This window comes from Streptomyces sp. NPDC007157, from assembly GCF_040634235.1.
GTDB lineage: Bacteria > Actinomycetota > Actinomycetes > Streptomycetales > Streptomycetaceae > Streptomyces.
In genome coordinates, this window is record NZ_JBEYFE010000031.1 from 104,008 (window position 1) to 120,545 (window position 16,538).

Consider the following 16,538-nt stretch of genomic DNA (forward strand, 5'->3'; position numbering starts at 1 on the left):
GGCGTGCCCGAGGCGCTCCGTGCGCCGTCACTCCCATCCGATGCGAGAAACGGCGGAAAAGTTCGGGGGCACGCCGTGATTCGTCGAGTCAGGTGACCCGGATCGACCGGAGTATGCCGTCCGTGGCGGTGTTCTCGACGGATCCCTTCTGCCGTACCTGCACATACACCTGGGGCTGGTCGTCGCCGTCGGCCGGGGCGAGGGCCGCCTCCTGGATCGAGCCGCCGGCGCCGGAACAGTCGCTCCAGGTCCGGACCCGGCCCTTCCAGGTGCTGCTCGTGAAGGCACGGCTGCCGTCGTAGTGGCACTGCCCGTGGGACAGGGCGTTCACCTTGGCCGTGACGTCGCCGTGCTCGCTCAGGCCGATGAACACGCCGTTCACCGCCGTGGTCAGGTCCTGCCACTCCGACACGTCGTCGGCGACCTCCAGCCCCGGCTCGTGTCCCGAGGCCAGCCCCAGCGCCTTCGGATTCCAGCCGGAGTTCCGCAGCTCGCCCGCCCACCCGGACGGCACCTCGGCCACCACCCGTCCGGTGGAGTCGGTGACCTTCGTCCCGTCGCCCGCCGAGCCGTTCAGGTCGACCAGCGTGACCGCGAGGGCCGTACCTCCGGCCGCGAGGACCGCGGCGACCGTCAGCGTGATGACGTTGAGCCGTCTGCGGACGCCGTCCAGGCGCCGTGGTCGGCGCGCCGCCGCGGCCGCCGCCAGCCGGTCCAGCTCGTCCGCGAAGGCCTGCGCGGACGGCCAGCGCCGCTGCCGGTCCGGCTCCAGGGCCCGCATCAGTGCCCGCTGGACGTCGTCCCCGAGGTCCGGCCGCAACCGCTCCGGCCGGACGACCTGCCCGGGCGCCGCCGGCACCGTGCCGGTGACCAGCTCGTAGCCCACCGCACCCAGCGCGTACACGTCGGCCCGGGCGTCGATGCCCTCGCCGGGCTGGGCCTGCTCCGGCGGCTGGTACCCCGCCGAACCGGCGGCCAGGGTCAGCCCCGACGCCTGCGCCAGGCTCTTCGCCAGCCCCAGGTCGGCCAGCAGCACCCGCCGGGTGCCGTCCTGCGCGGTGCGCAGCAGCACATTGGTCGGCTTGATGTCCCGGTGCACGATCCCGGCCCCGTGCAGGTCCGCCGCGCCGCGTGCCGCCAGCGCGGTCAGCACCAGTGCGTCGGGGATCGGCAGCGGGCCCGCCCCGAGCAGATCGGCGAGGGTGCCCGCGTCGGCGTACTCCATCACGAAGTACGGTCGCCCGTCCGGGAGTTCACCGATGTCGTAGACCTGCACCACCCGCTTCGAGTCGGCCCGGCGCAGCAGCCGCGCCTCGGACAGGAAGCGGTCGTGGATGTCGAGACGGTGGGACCAGTTGTCGGCGAGCACCTTCACGGCCACCGAGGCGTCCAACTGGTCGTCGTGGGCGAGCCAGACCGTCCCGAAGGCACCGGTGCCCAGGCGCCGTTCGAGGCGATAGCGGCCGATCCGCTCCAGGGGTTGCATACGACTATCATGCCTGGCCTGAGATCGACTTCGAGGGGGACCTCCCGTGCCGGACGCCGCGCTGACCGAAGACCTCGCCCGGCGGGCCGCCGCCGGCGACCAGCTGGCCCTGAACCAGCTGCTGACCGAGGTCTGGCCCGACGTCGTCCGACGCTGCGGACGGTTTCTGCCGTGCCGGGAAGACGCCGAGGAGGCGGCCCAGGACGTACTGCTCCAGATCTCCCGGAAGATCTCCACGTTCGAGGGCCGCAGCCGCTTCAGCACCTGGCTGTACACGGTCGTCGCCAACTGCTCCCGGCAGAAGTACCGGGACCTGAAGCGGCGGGCGGCGGAGCAGCCGGCGGACATCGAACCGGCCGAGCACGTCGATCCACGCACCACCAGCGTGATCGCCGGTTCCCGGATCGATCTGCTGGAGGCGCTGGACCGGCTGGAGCGGGAGCACCCGCTGCTGGTCGCGCCGCTGGTCTACCGGGACATCTGCCAGCTGGACTACGCCGAGGTCGCCGAACGGGTGGGGATTCCGCTGGGGACGCTGAAGTCGCGGCTGCACGAGGCGCGCAAGCAGGTCCGGCCCTGGCTGAGCGCGCCGTGAGCCTGGCCGAGCGCGCCGTGAGCAGGAACGGCAGGCGCGCCGTGACGGGAGCGGCAAAAAAATAGGGCAAGGAGTTCAGCCGCTCCTCGCCACTCTCAACTTATAGCGCACAGGGGGGCTTGCGGCAAGGCCCCCCTCGTCCCGCAAAATCGCAGGCCGAAGCCAGATCCAGCGGTATTTGGGGGATTCACCACGTGCGTGTGTTGTTGATGGGATACGGGTCGCGCGGGGACGTCGAACCGATGGCGGGACTCGGGCTGGCGCTGCGGGAACTCGGCGCCGAGGTGCGGGTGTGTGCCCCGCCGGACCAGGAGTTCGCGGACCTGCTGGCCCGGGCGGGCGTGGCGCATGTGCCGTTCGGGCCGTCGGTGCGCTCGGTGGTGACCAGGCCGAATCCGCAGCCGTCGGACGCGTTCCGGCTCGCCGCCGAGCTGGTCGCCGCGCACTTCGACGCGGTCGCCGCGGCGGCCGAGGGGTGCGACGTGGTGGTGGCGAGCGGCCTGATGCCGGCCGGCGTGCGGTCCGTGACCGAGAAGCTGGGCATCCGCTACGTGTTCGCGTGCCCCCATCCCTTCGGGATGCCGTCCCCGCACTTCCCGCCGGCCGGCCGCCCGGGCCGCCCGGCTCCGCCCGACGCCGACCTGCGGACGCTGTGGAAGGTGGACGCCGAGCGGGTGGACGCGCTGTACGGCGAGGCCCTGAACACCCATCGAGCGGCGATCGGGCTGCCTCCGGTGGACGACGTCCGCGCCCATGTCCTCACCGGCCGGCCGTGGCTCGCGGCGGACCCGGTCCTGGGACCGTGGCAGGACCTGACGGACTACGACCTGGTGCAGACGGGCGCGTGGCTGCTGCCGGACGAACGCCCGCTGCCGGACGAGCTGGCGGCCTTCCTGGCGGCCGGTGAGCCGCCGGTGTACGTCGGCTTCGGCAGCATGGCGATGCGCGGCGCGCCGGACGCCGCCCGTACGGCCGTCGAGGCGGTGCGCGCGCAGGGCCGCCGGGTGCTCGTCGGGCGCGGTTGGGCCGACCTCGCCCCGGTCGACGGCCGGGCCGACTGCCTCGCGATCGGCGAGGTCAACCACCAGGCGCTGTTCCGCCAAGTGGCCGCCGTCGTCCATCACGGCGGCGCGGGTACCACGACGACCGCCGCGCTGGCCGGCGTGCCCCAGGTGATCGTCCCGCAGATCGTGGACCAGCCGCACTGGGCCGCCCGGGTGGCCGAGCTGGGCATCGGCGCGGCCCACGACGGCCCGACCCCGACCACCGACTCCCTCTCCGCCGCGCTCACGACCGCCCTCGCCCCCGGGACCCGAGCCCGGGCGACCGCCGTGGCCGCCGACATCCGCACCGACGGCGCGACGGTAGCCGCGCGCCTCCTGCTCGACGGGGCCGACGGGACCGACGGGACCAATGGGGCCGACAGGGCCAATGGGGCCGATGGGGCTGACGGGGAGACGCCGCCCGTCTCCGCGTGAACCGTGCGGAAGCAGACCCGCCCGCACCCGCTCCCGCCACCACCGGACGAGACCGGCCGGAAGCACCACCCGTCTCCGCACAGCCGACAAGGAACCAGAACCGCCCCACCTGCCGCCGAGCCCGGCGCCTCGCAGGGCAGTGGTGCCGCCCGCACCAGCGGGTGTGCCCCCATCCGTCAAAGAACCAGAGCCGTCCCCACCGTCGCCGAGCCCGGCACCCCGCAGGGCTGTGGTGCCGCCCGCACCAGCGGGTGTGCCCCCATCCGTCAAAGAACCAGAGCCGTCCCCACCGTCGCCGAGCCCGGCACCCCGCACGGAAGCGGAGCCAGCCGCATCCGCCGCGTGGCCGGCACCTCAACGGAGCTGATCCAGTGAACCCCCTGACCACCCGTGTCTTCGATCTCCCCGAGCAGTTGTCCGCCAAGGCCGACCCGGTCCTGGTCGCCCACGACGAGCGGCACTTCGTTGCCATCGCCCGGTGTCTCGACGAGACGATCGCCGAACTTTCCGACCGGCTCGACACCGAACTCAAGGCGCCGGGCGGCACCGGCCGGGCCGCGATGGACCGGGACATCGAGGTCCACCGGCTGACCGGACGGCTGCGCACCCTGCGCCGTTTCGGCCTGGACCTGTGCCTGGGCCGCATCGTGGGCGCGGACGACCCCGAGCCCGTGTACATCGGCCGGCTGGGCCTCACCGACAGCGAGGGCCGCCGCCTGCTGCTCGACTGGCGCTCACCCGCGGCCGAGCCGTTCTTCGCGGCCACCCACGCCGACCCGATGGGGCTGCGCAGCCGCCGCAGATACCGCTGGACGGACGGCCTGATCAGCGACTACTGGGACGAGGTGTTCACCGCCGACGGGCTCGAGGGGCATGCCGCGCTCGACGACCAGTCCGCGTTCATCGCGAGCCTCGGTGCCGACCGGTCGGAGCGGATGCGGGACGTGCTGGCCACCATCCAGGCCGACCAGGACGCGATCATCCGCGCCGGATCCCGCGGCGCCCTCGTCGTCGACGGCGGCCCGGGCACCGGCAAGACGGTCGTCGCCCTGCACCGCACCGCCCATCTCCTGTACTCCGACCCGCGCCTCGGCCACCGGCGGGGCGGTGTCCTGTTCGTCGGCCCGCACCGGCCCTACCTGAACTACGTCTCCGACGTGCTGCCCAGCCTCGGCGAGGAGGGCGTCCAGACCTGCGTCCTGGCCGACCTCGTCGACGAGGGAGCCGCGGCGACGCCCGAGGCCGACCCGGAGGTGGCCCGCCTGAAGTCGTCCGCGGACATGGTGCGGGCGATCGAGACGGCCGTCCGCTTCTACGAGGAGCCGCCCGCCACGGGCATGACGGTCGCCACCGACTGGGGCGACCTGTGGCTGAGCGCCGACGACTGGGCCGACGCGTTCCGGGCACCGGGACCGGGCACACCGCACAACGAGGGCCGTGAGCAGATCTGGGAGGAACTCGCCACCATCCTGCTGGACAAGCACACCGGCGGCGACGTCCCGCCCGAGCGGCTGCGCAGGTCGCTCCAGCAGGACCGGGAGCTGGCCGACACCCTGAACGGCGCCTGGCCGCTGCTGGAGGCCGCCGATCTGGTCGGCGACCTGTGGTCGGTGCCCGCCTATCTGCGGATGTGCGCCCCCTGGCTCGACCGCGACGCCGTACGGCTGCTCCAGCGCGCCGACGCCCAGGCCTGGACCGTGTCCGACCTGCCGCTCCTGGACGCGGCCCGGCAGCGGCTCGGTGACCCGGCGGCGGCCCGGCAAAGGCAGCGGCAGGAGGCCGCGCTCGCCGCCCAGCGCGAGCGCATGGCACAGGTCGTCGACAACCTGATCGGGGCCGCCGTGGACTCCGGCGCCGACGGGGACGACGGGGAGGGCCTGGTGCGGATGCTGCGCGGCGAGGACGCCAAGGTCAGCCTGGTCGACGAGTCCGAACTGCCCACCCTCACCCCGGACCTGCTGGCCGGCCCGTTCGCGCACATCGTCGTCGACGAGGCCCAGGAACTCACCGACGCCGAATGGCAGATGCTGTTGCTGCGCTGCCCGTCCCGGAGCTTCACCATCGTCGGGGACCGCGCCCAGGCCAGGCACGGGTTCGCGGAGTCGTGGCGGGAACGCCTGGAGCGGGTCGGATTCGACCGGATCACCCTGGCCTCGCTCAGCATCAACTACCGCACACCCGAGGAGATCATGGCGGAGGCCGAGCCGGTCATCCGGGCCGCGCTCCCGGACGCCAACGTGCCGACCTCGATCCGCGGCAGCGGCCTGCCCGTCGTCCACGGAACCGTCGACCGGCTGGCCCCGATCCTCGACGGCTGGCTCGACGCGCACGCCGAGGGCGTCGCCTGCGTGATCGGCGATCCCGCCTTCACCGGGACACCCCGGGTCCGCTCGCTCACCCCGGAGCTGTCGAAGGGGCTCGAATTCGACCTGGTCGTCCTCGTCGACCCGGAGGACTTCGGTACGGGCGTCGAGGGCGCCGTCGACCGCTATGTCGCGATGACCCGGGCGACCCGGCAGCTGGTCGTTCTGACCAGCACCCCCTAGGGAAGGTCCTCGGGGAACAGGGACAGCTCGGCCCAGATCGTCTTGCCCTCGCCGGTGTGCCGGGTGCCCCAGCGTTGGGTCAGCTGCGCCACCAGCAGCAGGCCCCGGCCGCCCTCGTCCCAGGTCTTGGCCCGGCGCAGGTGCGGGGCGGTGTGACTGGTGTCGGAGACCTCACAGATCAGCCTGGTCGTGTCGTTGATCAGGCGGAGCCGGATGGGACGGGCGCCGTAGCGGATGGCGTTGGTGACCAGTTCGCTGACCACCAGCTCCGCCGTGAAGGCGGCCATGGTCAGGTCCCACACCTCCAGCTGCTCCACCACCTGTTTGCGGACCGGCGCGACCAGGGCGGGGTCGGCGGGGACGTCCCAGCTCGCCACCCGGGACGGCGGCAGGCCCTGGGTACGGGCCAGCAGCAGGGCCACGTCGTCGGCTGCTCCGCCCGACGGCAGCAGGGCGTGCAGGATCCGGTCGCAGGTCTCGTCCAGTGAGTCGCTGTACGCCGCCAGCGCCTCGTGGAGGAGCCGGCGGCCGGTGTCCGGGTCGCGGTGCGGGGAGTTGATCAGGCCGTCCGTGAACATGGCCAGCACGGTGCCCTCGGGCAGCTCGATCTCGATGGACTCGAACGGCAGCCCGCCCAGGCCCAGCGGGGGACCGGCGGGCAGGTCCACCTCGTGGAGGCGGTGGCCCGGGCGCAGTACGACGGGGGGCGGATGACCGGCGCGGGCCATGGTGCAGTGCCGGGACACCGGGTCGTAGACCGCGTACAGACAGGTCGCGCCGAGCTCGCCGGGGCTGCCCTCGCCGCCCAGCTCCTCCGACAGCCGCACCACCAGGTCGTCGAGGTGGGTGAGCAGCTCGTCCGGGGCCAGGTCGATGTCGGCCAGGGTGCGTACCGCGGTGCGCAGCCGGCCCATGGTCGCCGAGGCCTGCACACCGTGGCCGACGACGTCCCCGACGACCATGGCGACCCGCAGCCCGGACAGCGGGATCACGTCGAACCAGTCGCCACCCACCCCGGCCCGGGCGGCCGGCAGATAACGGGAGGCGGCCTGCAGGGCCGCGGTGTGCGGCAGCGTCCGGGGCAGCAGACTGCGCTGCAGGGCCAGGGCGGTCTCGCGCTCGCGGGAGTAGCGGCGGGCGTTGTCGATGCAGACGGCGGCCCGGGCCGTGATCTCCTCGGCCAGCAGTACGTCGTCCGGGCCGAACGGGTCGGGCCGGCGGTGCCGGGTCAGCACCGCGACCCCCAGGGTCGTCCCGCGCGCCTGGATCGGCACGGCCATCGAGGAGTGGACGCCGAACTCGCGCACCCGCTCCCCGCGCTGCTGGTGCCAGGTCAGCCACTGCGTCATCTCGCCGGACGCCACCTGGGCCACGATGGTGTGCCCCGCGGTCAGCGAGTCGGCCTGCGGTGAGGAGGCCGGGTAGGACTCGCTGTGACCGGGCTTGAGTACGGCCTCGGGGACGCCGGGCAGCACGGACTGGTGCGCGACACGGCGCAGCGTGACCGGCGCCGTCAGCCGGGTCGGGAGGTCGCCGCCGTTCTCCGGCGGGTCCAGCAGGTCGACGGTGACGAAGTCGGCGAGGGCCGGCACGCAGACGTCCGCCAGCTCCTGCGCCGTACGGGTGACGTCCAGGGTGGTGCCGATGCGCACGCTCGCCTCGTTGACGAGCTGGAGCCGTTCCCTGGCCAGGTAGTTCTCGGTGACGTCGTGCGCGGCCAGACTCACCCCCAGCACGCGTCCCGCGGCATCGGTGACCGGCGCCATCCGGGCCAGCCAGGCGTGCGCCCGCTCCTCGCCGCCGGTACGCATATAGGTCTGGACGTCCAGCGGGCGGCCGGTGGCGAGCACCCGGAGCATGTTCCGCTCCAGCTCCTCGCTCTGCGGCTTGCCGCCGATCTCGGTGATCCTGAGACCCTGGATCCGCTCCTCGGGCAGCCCGATGATCTCGGCCATCGCGTCGTTCACCCGGCGCAGCCGCAGTTGTCCGTCGTAGACCGCGATCGCGCACGGCGACTGGATCAGCGCGGCCGTGGCCAGCGGATCGTCCGGGGCGGGCGGGGCGCCACCGGTCAACGGGGAGAAGACGAGCCAGCGTCCGGCACGCTCGTCGTGCGCCGTGCGGTGGTGGGCGACCAGCCAGACCGGGATCGTACGGCCGTCCCGGTGCCGGAGTTCGAGGGTGCCGTCCCAGCGGATCCCCACGGGCACGGGCGGTGGGTCCCCGGCCAGCAGCAGCGCCGCGGGCCGGCCCACGACTTCATCGGCCGGGTGGCCGAGGAGCCGCCGTGCGCCCTCGTTCCACTCGACCAGTGTGCCGTCCTCGTCGATGACAGCCCGGGCCGTCGCCGCATCGTCGAACGGATAGACCCGGCTCATCTCGCCACTCCCAAGCGCACACTCACAGTCAACAGGTGCACCACAGGTGTTCAGCCTAGTGCGTCGGGACCGCCCGTGACCGCCAGGCACCGGCAGCCGTTCGGCCAGGACCGGCCCCTGTCCGGGGGGCCGAACGGGGACCGGTCGACGGGACGAAAACCAGGGCCGACCGCTTCCGGACCCTTGACTATCACAAGTGGCACCCAGTCAGAATCTGTTTGTTCACGATCAGTTGTGAGTAGTTCTGGGCCCTGATGAGGGAGAGCCGCACCATGACGGTCACGCGCAGATCGGTTCTGGCAGCCGCCACGGCAGCCCCGACGGCCGGCGCCCTGCTGGGCGCCCCGGGCGCCTGGGCGGTCCCGGAGCCGGACACGGCCACGCAGGTCACCGGCCGCCGCACGGTCGCCCTGCGGGACGGCTGGCGGTTCGCGCTGGTCGACCCGGGCGGGATCACCGACCCGACCGGCGCCTACGCGGACGCCGCCGACCCCGGGTACGACGACTCGGCCTGGCGCCGGGTCGCCGTACCGCACGACTGGAGCATCGAGCAGACCCCCACCACCGAGCACGGCACCACCAGCGGCACCGGCTTCTTCCCGGGCGGCCTCGGCTGGTACCGGCTCGCCTTCACCCTGCCGCCCGGCTACGCCGGCAAGCGGATCTCGGTGGAGTTCGACGGCGTCTACATGGACTCGTACGTCTACTGCAACGGCACCCAGGTCGGCCGCCATCCGTACGGCTACACCGGGTTCGCCCTCGACCTCACCGAGCTGCTGCACACCGACGGCAGCACCGAGAACGTCCTCGCGGTCAAGGTGCAGAACCAGCTGCCCAGCAGCCGCTGGTACTCGGGCAGCGGCATCTACCGCGAGGCCCGCCTGGTGGTGACCGACCCCGTGCACGTGGCGCGCTGGGGGACGTACGTCACCACACCGGACATCACCGCCGAGCGGGCCGTGGTGCGGGTGCGGACCGCCGTCGTCGACGAGTCCGGAGCGGGCGCGGACGTCACGGTGGTCTCCCGGATCGTCGACCCCGACGGCCGTACGGTCGCCCGTGCCTCCTCCACGGTCACCGTCACCAACTCCGGTCCCGGCTCCGGCCCCGGTGAGACCGTCGAGACCCATGAACTGACCGTCGTACGACCGAAGCTGTGGTCCATCGAGGCCCCGCACCGCTACGCCCTGCACACCGAACTCCGGGTCAGCACCACCACCACCGACACCTACCGCACGGTCTTCGGCATCCGCGGCTACCGCTTCGACCCGGACGAGGGCTTCACCCTCAACGGTGTGCACACCAAGATCAAGGGCGTCGACCTCCACCACGACCAGGGCGCCCTCGGCGCGGCGATCAGCGCCGACGCGGTGCGCAGACAGATGACCATCATGAAGTCGATGGGCGTCAACGCCTTCCGCACCTCGCACAACCCGCCCTCGCCGCAGATGATCGAGGTCTGCGAGGAGTTGGGGATCGTGATGATGGTGGAGGCCTTCGACTGCTGGCGGACCGGCAAGACCAAGTACGACTACGGCCGGTTCTTCGACGAGTGGTGCGAGAGCGACGCCACCGAGATGGTCCTCGCGGCCCGCAACTCGCCCGCCGTCGTCCTGTGGTCCATCGGCAACGAGATCCCCGACTCCACCTCCACCGCGGGCCTCGCCATGGCCGACCGGATCATCGCCGCCGTCAGAGCCGCCGACGACACCCGCCCCCTGGTCATCGGCTCCGACAAGTACCGCGGGGTGCCGAAGCAGGGCTCCGCCGCCGACCTGATGCTCGCCAAACTCGACGGACTCGGCCTCAACTACAACACCGCCAAGTCGGTGGACGCGCTGCACGCGGCCTATCCGCACCTCTTCCTCTTCGAGTCCGAGTCCTCCTCGGAGACCTCGACCCGGGGCGCGTACCAGGAGCCGGAACACCTCAACACGGGGGAGAACTACACGCCCGGCCGCCGCGCGGCCTCGTCGTACGACAACAACCTGGCCTCCTGGACGATGAGCGGCGAGTACGGCCACAAGAAGGACCGGGACCGTAAGTGGTTCGCCGGCCAGTTCCTCTGGTCGGGCATCGACTACATCGGCGAGCCGACGCCGTACAACGTGTTCCCGGTCAAGGCGTCCTTCTTCGGCGCGGTCGACACGGCCGGCTTCCCGAAGGACATGTACCACCTCTTCCGCAGCCAGTGGGTGAGCGAGCCCATGGTGCATCTGCTGCCGATGAGCTGGAACCACGAGGCGGGCGACACGGTCGAGGTGTGGGCGTACGCCAACGTGCCCGCCGTCGAGCTGTTCCTGAACGGGAAGTCCCTGGGGGTGCGCGAGTTCGACACCAAGACGACGACGGACGGCCGTACCTATCTGGAGACCACCGAGGCCACCGGCGACGACAAGACCTTCACCAGCGGCCCCTACCCGGGCAGTTACACCAGCCCGAACGGCAGCGCGGGCAAACTGCACCTGACCTGGAAAGTGCCCTACCGGCCGGGCGAGCTGAAGGCGGTGGCCCGGCGCGACGGCAAGGTGGTCGCGACCGACGTCCTGCGCACCGCCGGTGCGCCGCACGCCGTCCGCCTCACCGCCGACCGGGGGTCCCTGGCCGCCGACGGGCGGTCACTGGCCTTCGTGACCGCCGAGATCGTCGACGCGCACGGTGTGGTGGTGCCCGACGCCGAGCACCTCGTCTCCTTCGCGGTGTCCGGCGGCTCGCTCGCCGGGCTCGACAACGGTCGCGAGGAGAGCGCCGAGCGCTACCAGGCAAGCACCCGGACCGCCTTCCACGGCAAGGCGCTCGCCGTCGTCCGCGCCGGTACGGAGCCGGGCGCCCTCAGGGTGACCGCACGGGCGGACGGCCTGCGCAAGGGCACCGTCACCGTCCACACCACGCCCGCCCGCTCGGTGGCCCGCACCCCCGCCCCCGACTTCGGCCCGGACCATCCGGCCCCGCCCGGCCATCCCTACGCGGACGCCAGTTACTCGGGCCGTCCGGACACCCTCCCGGCCGCCATGCTGGACGGCGACGCGGCCACCGGCTGGTCCAACGCCTTCGCCAAGTCGGCCACCGCCCTGCTGCCCGCGTTCAGCGGCGCCCGCACCGAGGACTGGGTGTCGGTCGACTTCGGACGCACCCGCGCCCTCGACCGGGTGGACGTCTCCTTCACGGTGGACGCCACCCATGCGCTGCCCGCGTCGGTGGAGGTGGCGGTCTGGGACGGCAGGGCGTACCGCGCGGTGGACGGTACGACGGTGGACTGGGCCACCGCCTCGGACGCACCGACCGTCATCACCTTCACCCGGGTACCCGGCTCGCGGCTCCGGCTGACCCTGACCAGCGCCCACCCGGGGGAGACCTCGGGGGCGCTGCGGATCAGCAGGCTCGACATCTGACCGCGACGGGCGCGGTTCGGCCCCCGACCGCCGAGCCGCGCCCGGGGGTACCGCGGGATTCTGCTCTGACCTGCGAGTATTTACGGGTGAGTACCCGCGCGGTACCGTGAAGGGCATGCCAGCTCTCAACGTGGAGTTCAGCGACCGCGAGCTAGAGGACCTGCGGCAGATCGCCAAGGAGCGCGGTACGTCCATGAAGGCCCTCGTCCGTGAGGCGGCCGCCGCCGACATCGCCCGGCACCGGGCGTTGCAGGAGGGGGCGGAGGAGTTCCGCCGGTTCTTCGCCGCGCACGCCGCCGAGTTCGCGGCCGCGTTCCCGGACGACGAGCCGTCCGCGAAGGGCGAGGCCGCCTGAGCCATGCCGCCGGTCATCCATATCGACGTGCCCTGGCTCCTGCAGCGTCATGAGGAAGTGCTGCCGGACCAGCCCACTGTCGACGACTTCTCCGCACTGGTCGCCGCCGTCGCGCGGCACCGCGTCGACCCGCCCCGGCTCGGTGTGGACTCCGACCCGGCCTGGCGGGCCGCCGCCCTGCTGCACACCCTCGCCCTGCTCAAGCCGCTGCCCTCGGCCAACGCCCGGTTCGCCTGCGCGACCGCCGTGTCCTACATGTTCGTCAGCGGCGTGGGCATCGACCCGCCCTACGGCGCCCTCGTCGACCTCGCCCGCGACCTGATCGACGGCAAGGCCGACGTCTACGGCGCGGCGGACCGGCTCCGTTCCTGGCAGCTCTGACCCGCCCGGACCTGCGGGTGAAGCTGCCTCCGGCGCCTCGGGGGCCGCCGGTCACGGGCGGAAGGAACGGGGCCGGCGACCTGTTTCGCGCGGAAGAGCCGCCGTTCCGCGCGGGGCCTTACGAGGAGGGCCGGTCACCAGTGGACTACCCGTACGGATGGGCCGGGAGCGTGCGCGCGGGACCGGAGTGGGTGCGCCGTTCACACGGGGTGTGCGTAAAAGTGAATACGACCGTGACAGGACAATGGCCGCGGCCGCCTTTCTGACATTCTGTCAATGCTGTCGATGTTGTACAGGCGCCTTGTTGCTTGTGTGAGACTTGTGCGAGGGTGAAACATCCCCGCGGGGGGTAATGGCCAGGAACTATTCCGCAGTTGGGGAACGCGACCGACGCCATGCCGGTCAATTCCCGCTCCCCGTACGCGCACCGAAGAGGTACGCACCACCGCACCAAAGGAATCCGCTCCGTGCCCACCCCCCACCCGCCTCGACCCCCCTATCCGCCGCCGGGCGGTGATGCCGGGGAGTCCGACGAGTCCCTCGCCGCCCCGCTGCGCGCCGGATCCGACATCGAGGCCTCCCGGTCCGCCGCGCTGCTCATGGCCCGGCACTGGCGCCCCGTGCAGGAATACGCGGTCATCTGTCTGGCCGCCTCCGGGCCCGTCGCCCACATGGTCGCGGCCGCCGCCTTCCACCAGGTTCTCGACCGGGTGGCCCTCGGGGAGAGTGCCGACGCGCTCCGGCCCCGACTGCTGGTCTCCGTCCGCGACACGGTCGCCAACTGGTCGGCCGAGGACCGAATATCGGAGGTTCTTCCGGACCTCGGGAAACCGGCCGGCGGCCGCGGTATGCGCGCCGCGAAGTCCATGACACCGGAAAACCGCACCCTCGCGGAGCGTTCATTCCTGGGTCTTCCGGCGCTCGCCCAGAGTCTGCTGTGGCACATCGAGGTCGAGGCGGAACCCATAACCGTACCGGCCGGTCTGTTGGGCATGGACACGGCAACCGCGGGGGCCGCTCTCGAAGACGCCCGGGAGAAATTCCGGGAGGGCTGTGTCCGCGCCCACCGGGAACTCGCGCCGTCCCAGGAGTGCCGCTACTACAACCGGCTGCTGGACGTTCCGCTGCGCCGGGGCGGCGCACTGCTGCCGGATGTCCAGCAGCATCTCGCGGAGTGCCCGTACTGCCGGGCCGCCGCCGAGCAACTCGGCCAGGTCGAGGGCGGCTTGGGGGCGCTGCTGGTCGAAGCGGTGCTCGGCTGGGGAGCCCGCCGCTACCTCGACTCGCGTCCGGGCCGCCAGGGCGGCGCGGGAGAGCCCCGTACCCGTTCCTCCTCCCGGCGCTCCGGAGGCGGCCGCCGCCGCGCGACGGCGCGGAACCGGATCCTGGCCCGCATCACCGTGCCGGTACGCCGTCCGCCGGGGTCCTGGTCGTCGAAGACACTGCTGACCAGCGTCGGCGTCGCCGGGGCGGGCCTGCTGGCCTCCGTCCTCGCGGTCAGCGCGCTGTCGGGTGGCGGCGACGGCAGCGACGCCGTGGCCTCCGCCGGCCTGGTGCCCGGCGACTCCGACCCCGAGGCGACGCCCACCTCCGGTACGGCCGCCGGGCTGCCCGCCGCCGACCACGAGACCAGGCTGCGCAACGTCGCCGCCCAGCTGTGCCTGGACATCAACGGCGCGCCGAAGGCCGGGGCGAGTGTCGTCCTGGCGGTGTGCTCCTCCTCCTCGACCCAGGAGTGGACGTACCAGAACGACGGCGAGCTGCGCAGCGTGGCCGACCGCGGGCTGTGCCTGGACTCGCACGCGGACGGCGGCGTGGTCATCCTCGGCACCTGCGCGGACGCCGGTACCGAGCGCGGTGACGACGTGCGCTACGACCTCACCGTCCAGGGCGAGCTGCTGCCCCGCTGGGACCAGACCCTCGCCCTCGCCACGGCCGGCGAGGACGCGGGCGCCGACATCGTCGTGAAGGTCCGCGACCGCTCCAGCGCCCAGCACTGGCTGACCGACCCGCCGGCTCCGTCCCAGAGCTCCGGTTCCCTCTCCATCGCCGGAACCGGCGGTCCTTCGGCCCGGCCGGCGGAACTGTCCGGCAACTAGACGCCTCGCGCGAGGCGCCGTGCCGGGCCTGCGGCCGCGCCGCCGGTCAGGGCGAGCGGACCGACCGGCAGGAGGAGCCGGCCGGGGGAGAGGCCGGCGGCCCGCCGATGGCGTCGGGCACCGCCGTGTCGACGTACTTCGGCGCCTTCGCGGCGACGACGCTCGCGGTGGCCGGGCGGCCGACGGTTCCGTGTCGTGGGGTGTGCGACGGGCCGGAGGCCGTCCCCGAGGGGTTCTGCCGGCGCTGCAGCCCGGGTCGAGTCGGCGGCCGGAGGGCTGTTCATCCGGCTTTCGCGGCCGCGGCGGACGACTCGGCCGTCGCCGGACGATCTCAGTCCTGATCGGCGTCCGGCCCCTGGGCCCGGACCCGTTCGACATGCTCCAGCGAGTCGCGGAGCTCGGCCAGCCAGTCGTCGGTGTGCTTCTGGACCAGCCGCACGCACCAGGCCAGTGCCTCGCTGCGGCTGCGGGCCACACCCCCGGCGATCAGCGTGTCCAGCACCTGGCGCTCGGGCTGGCGCAGCCGGGTCATCACCGGCGCGGCCACGTGCGTGAACAGCGCCCGCTGCCCGGCGCACTCCACGCCCCAGGACACCTTGCGGCGGAACTGGTGCTCCGCCTCCTGGGCCACCCCGATCCGGGTCTCCCGGGTGCGCTCCCGGAACTCCTGGATCCGGCCCTCCACGGCGGCCTCCCGCTCGGCGTCCGAGACGCCCTCCGCCAGCTTGGGCCCGGGGATGCGCCCGACGACGGTGATCTCCTCGCGGTCCACCGTCACCTCGACCAGTTCCTCGAACAGGTCGTCGGGCAGTCGGCCGGCGAACCAGCCACGCAGCTTCTCTCGTTGCTCCTGAGTAATCATGTAATGACGATTACTCCGTTGCATCGCAAAGACAAGGGCTTGCGGAGAAGTCCGCCGACAGCGGAAGCGGAATGTTTCAGGACGATTAACGAGGCGATGAGAACCGGCCATCCGGCCGTTTCGGGCGATCAAGAACCGCTCCGTTGGGCGGTCGACGCGCGTGAACTCCGTGACTTCACGCCACTGATTCAATACGCAAGGTTACCGAAACCTGTGGGTTCGATGTGTGTTTCGACGGCGGACTCGGCAGAGTGGCGCCCGCCGCCCCGGCACCCACCGGGTCGCGGGCGGCACCCGTCGAAATCAAGCGGAAGGATGCACACAATGCGAACCACCGCGCGCTGGGCAGCGACCCTCGGCCTCACCGCCGCCGCCGTCTGCGGACCCCTGACCGGGGCCGTCGTCGCCGCCCCGAGCTCGCTCTACGCGCCCTCGGCCCTGGTGCTCACCACCGGCCACGGCACCGACGCGGCCACCGCCACGCCCGAGCGCGCCGTCACCCTGAACTGCGCCCCCGCCGCGTCCGGCACCCACCCGGCGGCCGCCCAGGCCTGCGCCGAACTGAAGGGTGCCGGCGGCGACTTCGACGCCCTGGCGCCCAGAACCGACGTGTGGTGCACCAAGCTCTACGATCCCGTCGTGGTCACGGTCGAGGGCGTCTGGCAGGGCAAGCGCGTCTCCTACGAACGCACCTTCGGCAACCAGTGCATGAGGGACGCCTACGGCGTCAGCGTCTTCTCCTTCTGAGCCCGGGATCGCACGGTCCTCGTGACTGCCGGAACAGGTCCGCAACTGGGGAGTGCGGCCCCTGGAACGGGGAACCTGCGATCTCGCGCCGGGGGGCGGCGGGCAGTGTGGGGCTGCCCGCCGACCCCCCGCGAAACCGCCGGCCCCCCGCGCTCCCGGCCCCGGGGGGCCCCCGGGGCGGGGGTCAACGCGCCCCCCATCCCCAGGGCCAGACCCGCC

General features: G+C 72.7%; 11 protein-coding genes. 8 read left to right on the plus strand and 3 right to left on the minus strand.

The genetic code is table 11. The annotated features are described in order from the left end of the window. Positions 1-88: 88 nt before the first annotated feature. Positions 89-1,486, minus strand: coding sequence for a serine/threonine-protein kinase (locus ABZ642_RS39250; protein ID WP_360493989.1), 1,398 nt, complete (start codon positions 1,484-1,486; stop codon positions 89-91). Positions 1,487-1,532: 46 nt separating this feature from the next. Here ABZ642_RS39250 and ABZ642_RS39255 point away from each other — a divergent pair, with 46 nt between their 5' ends. The 3 genes from ABZ642_RS39255 to helR all read left to right on the plus strand — a co-directional run bounded on the left by ABZ642_RS39255 (position 1,533) and on the right by helR (position 6,105). Continuing rightward, entirely contained in the window at positions 1,533-2,081 is a 549-nt protein-coding gene (locus tag ABZ642_RS39255) for a sigma-70 family RNA polymerase sigma factor (RefSeq protein ID WP_360493992.1), read from the plus strand. A gap of 194 nt (positions 2,082-2,275) precedes the next feature. Next, positions 2,276-3,559 (plus strand): glycosyltransferase, encoded by a 1,284-nt coding sequence (locus ABZ642_RS39260; RefSeq protein WP_360493995.1) that lies wholly within the window; start codon positions 2,276-2,278, stop codon positions 3,557-3,559. A gap of 371 nt (positions 3,560-3,930) precedes the next feature. After that, the gene (gene helR / locus ABZ642_RS39265) at positions 3,931-6,105 is read left to right on the plus strand and encodes an RNA polymerase recycling motor ATPase HelR (RefSeq protein ID WP_360493998.1); all 2,175 of its coding nucleotides are present in this window, start codon (positions 3,931-3,933) and stop codon (positions 6,103-6,105) included. On the opposite strand, the gene ABZ642_RS39270 is transcribed toward helR, so the two are convergent. Next, entirely contained in the window at positions 6,102-8,483 is a 2,382-nt protein-coding gene (locus tag ABZ642_RS39270; protein ID WP_360494001.1) for a SpoIIE family protein phosphatase, read from the minus strand. The two genes, helR and ABZ642_RS39270, sit on opposite strands and share 4 nt — an antisense overlap. Before the next feature lie 272 nt (positions 8,484-8,755). Here ABZ642_RS39270 and ABZ642_RS39275 point away from each other — a divergent pair, with 272 nt between their 5' ends. The 4 genes from ABZ642_RS39275 (at position 8,756) to ABZ642_RS39290 (ending at position 14,710) form a co-directional block, all read left to right on the plus strand. Next, positions 8,756-11,875, plus strand: coding sequence for a glycoside hydrolase family 2 TIM barrel-domain containing protein (locus ABZ642_RS39275; RefSeq protein WP_360494004.1), 3,120 nt, complete (start codon positions 8,756-8,758; stop codon positions 11,873-11,875). A 115-nt stretch (positions 11,876-11,990) separates the two neighbouring features. After that, positions 11,991-12,230: a hypothetical protein gene (locus tag ABZ642_RS39280; protein WP_360494007.1), complete on the plus strand. Its 240-nt coding sequence runs from the start codon at positions 11,991-11,993 to the stop codon at positions 12,228-12,230. 3 nt (positions 12,231-12,233) lie between these two features. Beyond that, the gene (locus ABZ642_RS39285) at positions 12,234-12,611 is read left to right on the plus strand and encodes a toxin Doc (RefSeq protein WP_360494010.1); all 378 of its coding nucleotides are present in this window, start codon (positions 12,234-12,236) and stop codon (positions 12,609-12,611) included. 467 nt (positions 12,612-13,078) lie between these two features. Then, positions 13,079-14,710 carry an RICIN domain-containing protein gene (locus ABZ642_RS39290; protein ID WP_360494013.1) on the plus strand — a complete coding sequence of 544 codons (1,632 nt, stop codon included), beginning with the start codon at positions 13,079-13,081 and terminating at the stop codon, positions 14,708-14,710. A 331-nt stretch (positions 14,711-15,041) separates the two neighbouring features. Here ABZ642_RS39290 and ABZ642_RS39295 read toward each other — a convergent pair whose 3' ends face one another. Beyond that, on the minus strand, positions 15,042-15,572 hold the full coding sequence (locus ABZ642_RS39295; protein WP_360494016.1) for a hypothetical protein: 531 nt from the start codon (positions 15,570-15,572) through the stop codon (positions 15,042-15,044). Positions 15,573-15,896: 324 nt separating this feature from the next. On the opposite strand from ABZ642_RS39295, the gene ABZ642_RS39300 reads away from it, so the two are divergent. Continuing rightward, positions 15,897-16,319 (plus strand): subtilase-type protease inhibitor, encoded by a 423-nt coding sequence (locus ABZ642_RS39300; RefSeq protein ID WP_360494019.1) that lies wholly within the window; start codon positions 15,897-15,899, stop codon positions 16,317-16,319. Positions 16,320-16,538 lie beyond the last annotated feature (219 nt).

Excerpts from the sequence above, each read along its gene's own strand:
- ABZ642_RS39250 (WP_360493989.1), bottom strand. The coding sequence starts at position 1,486 with ATGCAACCCCTGGAGCGGATCGGCCGCTATCGCCTCGAACGGCGCCTG.
- ABZ642_RS39270 (WP_360494001.1), bottom strand. The coding sequence starts at position 8,483 with ATGAGCCGGGTCTATCCGTTCGACGATGCGGCGACGGCCCGGGCTGTC.
- ABZ642_RS39275 (WP_360494004.1), top strand. The coding sequence starts at position 8,756 with ATGACGGTCACGCGCAGATCGGTTCTGGCAGCCGCCACGGCAGCCCCG.
- ABZ642_RS39280 (WP_360494007.1), top strand. The coding sequence starts at position 11,991 with ATGCCAGCTCTCAACGTGGAGTTCAGCGACCGCGAGCTAGAGGACCTG.
- ABZ642_RS39285 (WP_360494010.1), top strand. The coding sequence starts at position 12,234 with ATGCCGCCGGTCATCCATATCGACGTGCCCTGGCTCCTGCAGCGTCAT.
- ABZ642_RS39295 (WP_360494016.1), bottom strand. The coding sequence starts at position 15,572 with ATGATTACTCAGGAGCAACGAGAGAAGCTGCGTGGCTGGTTCGCCGGC.
- ABZ642_RS39300 (WP_360494019.1), top strand. The coding sequence starts at position 15,897 with ATGCGAACCACCGCGCGCTGGGCAGCGACCCTCGGCCTCACCGCCGCC.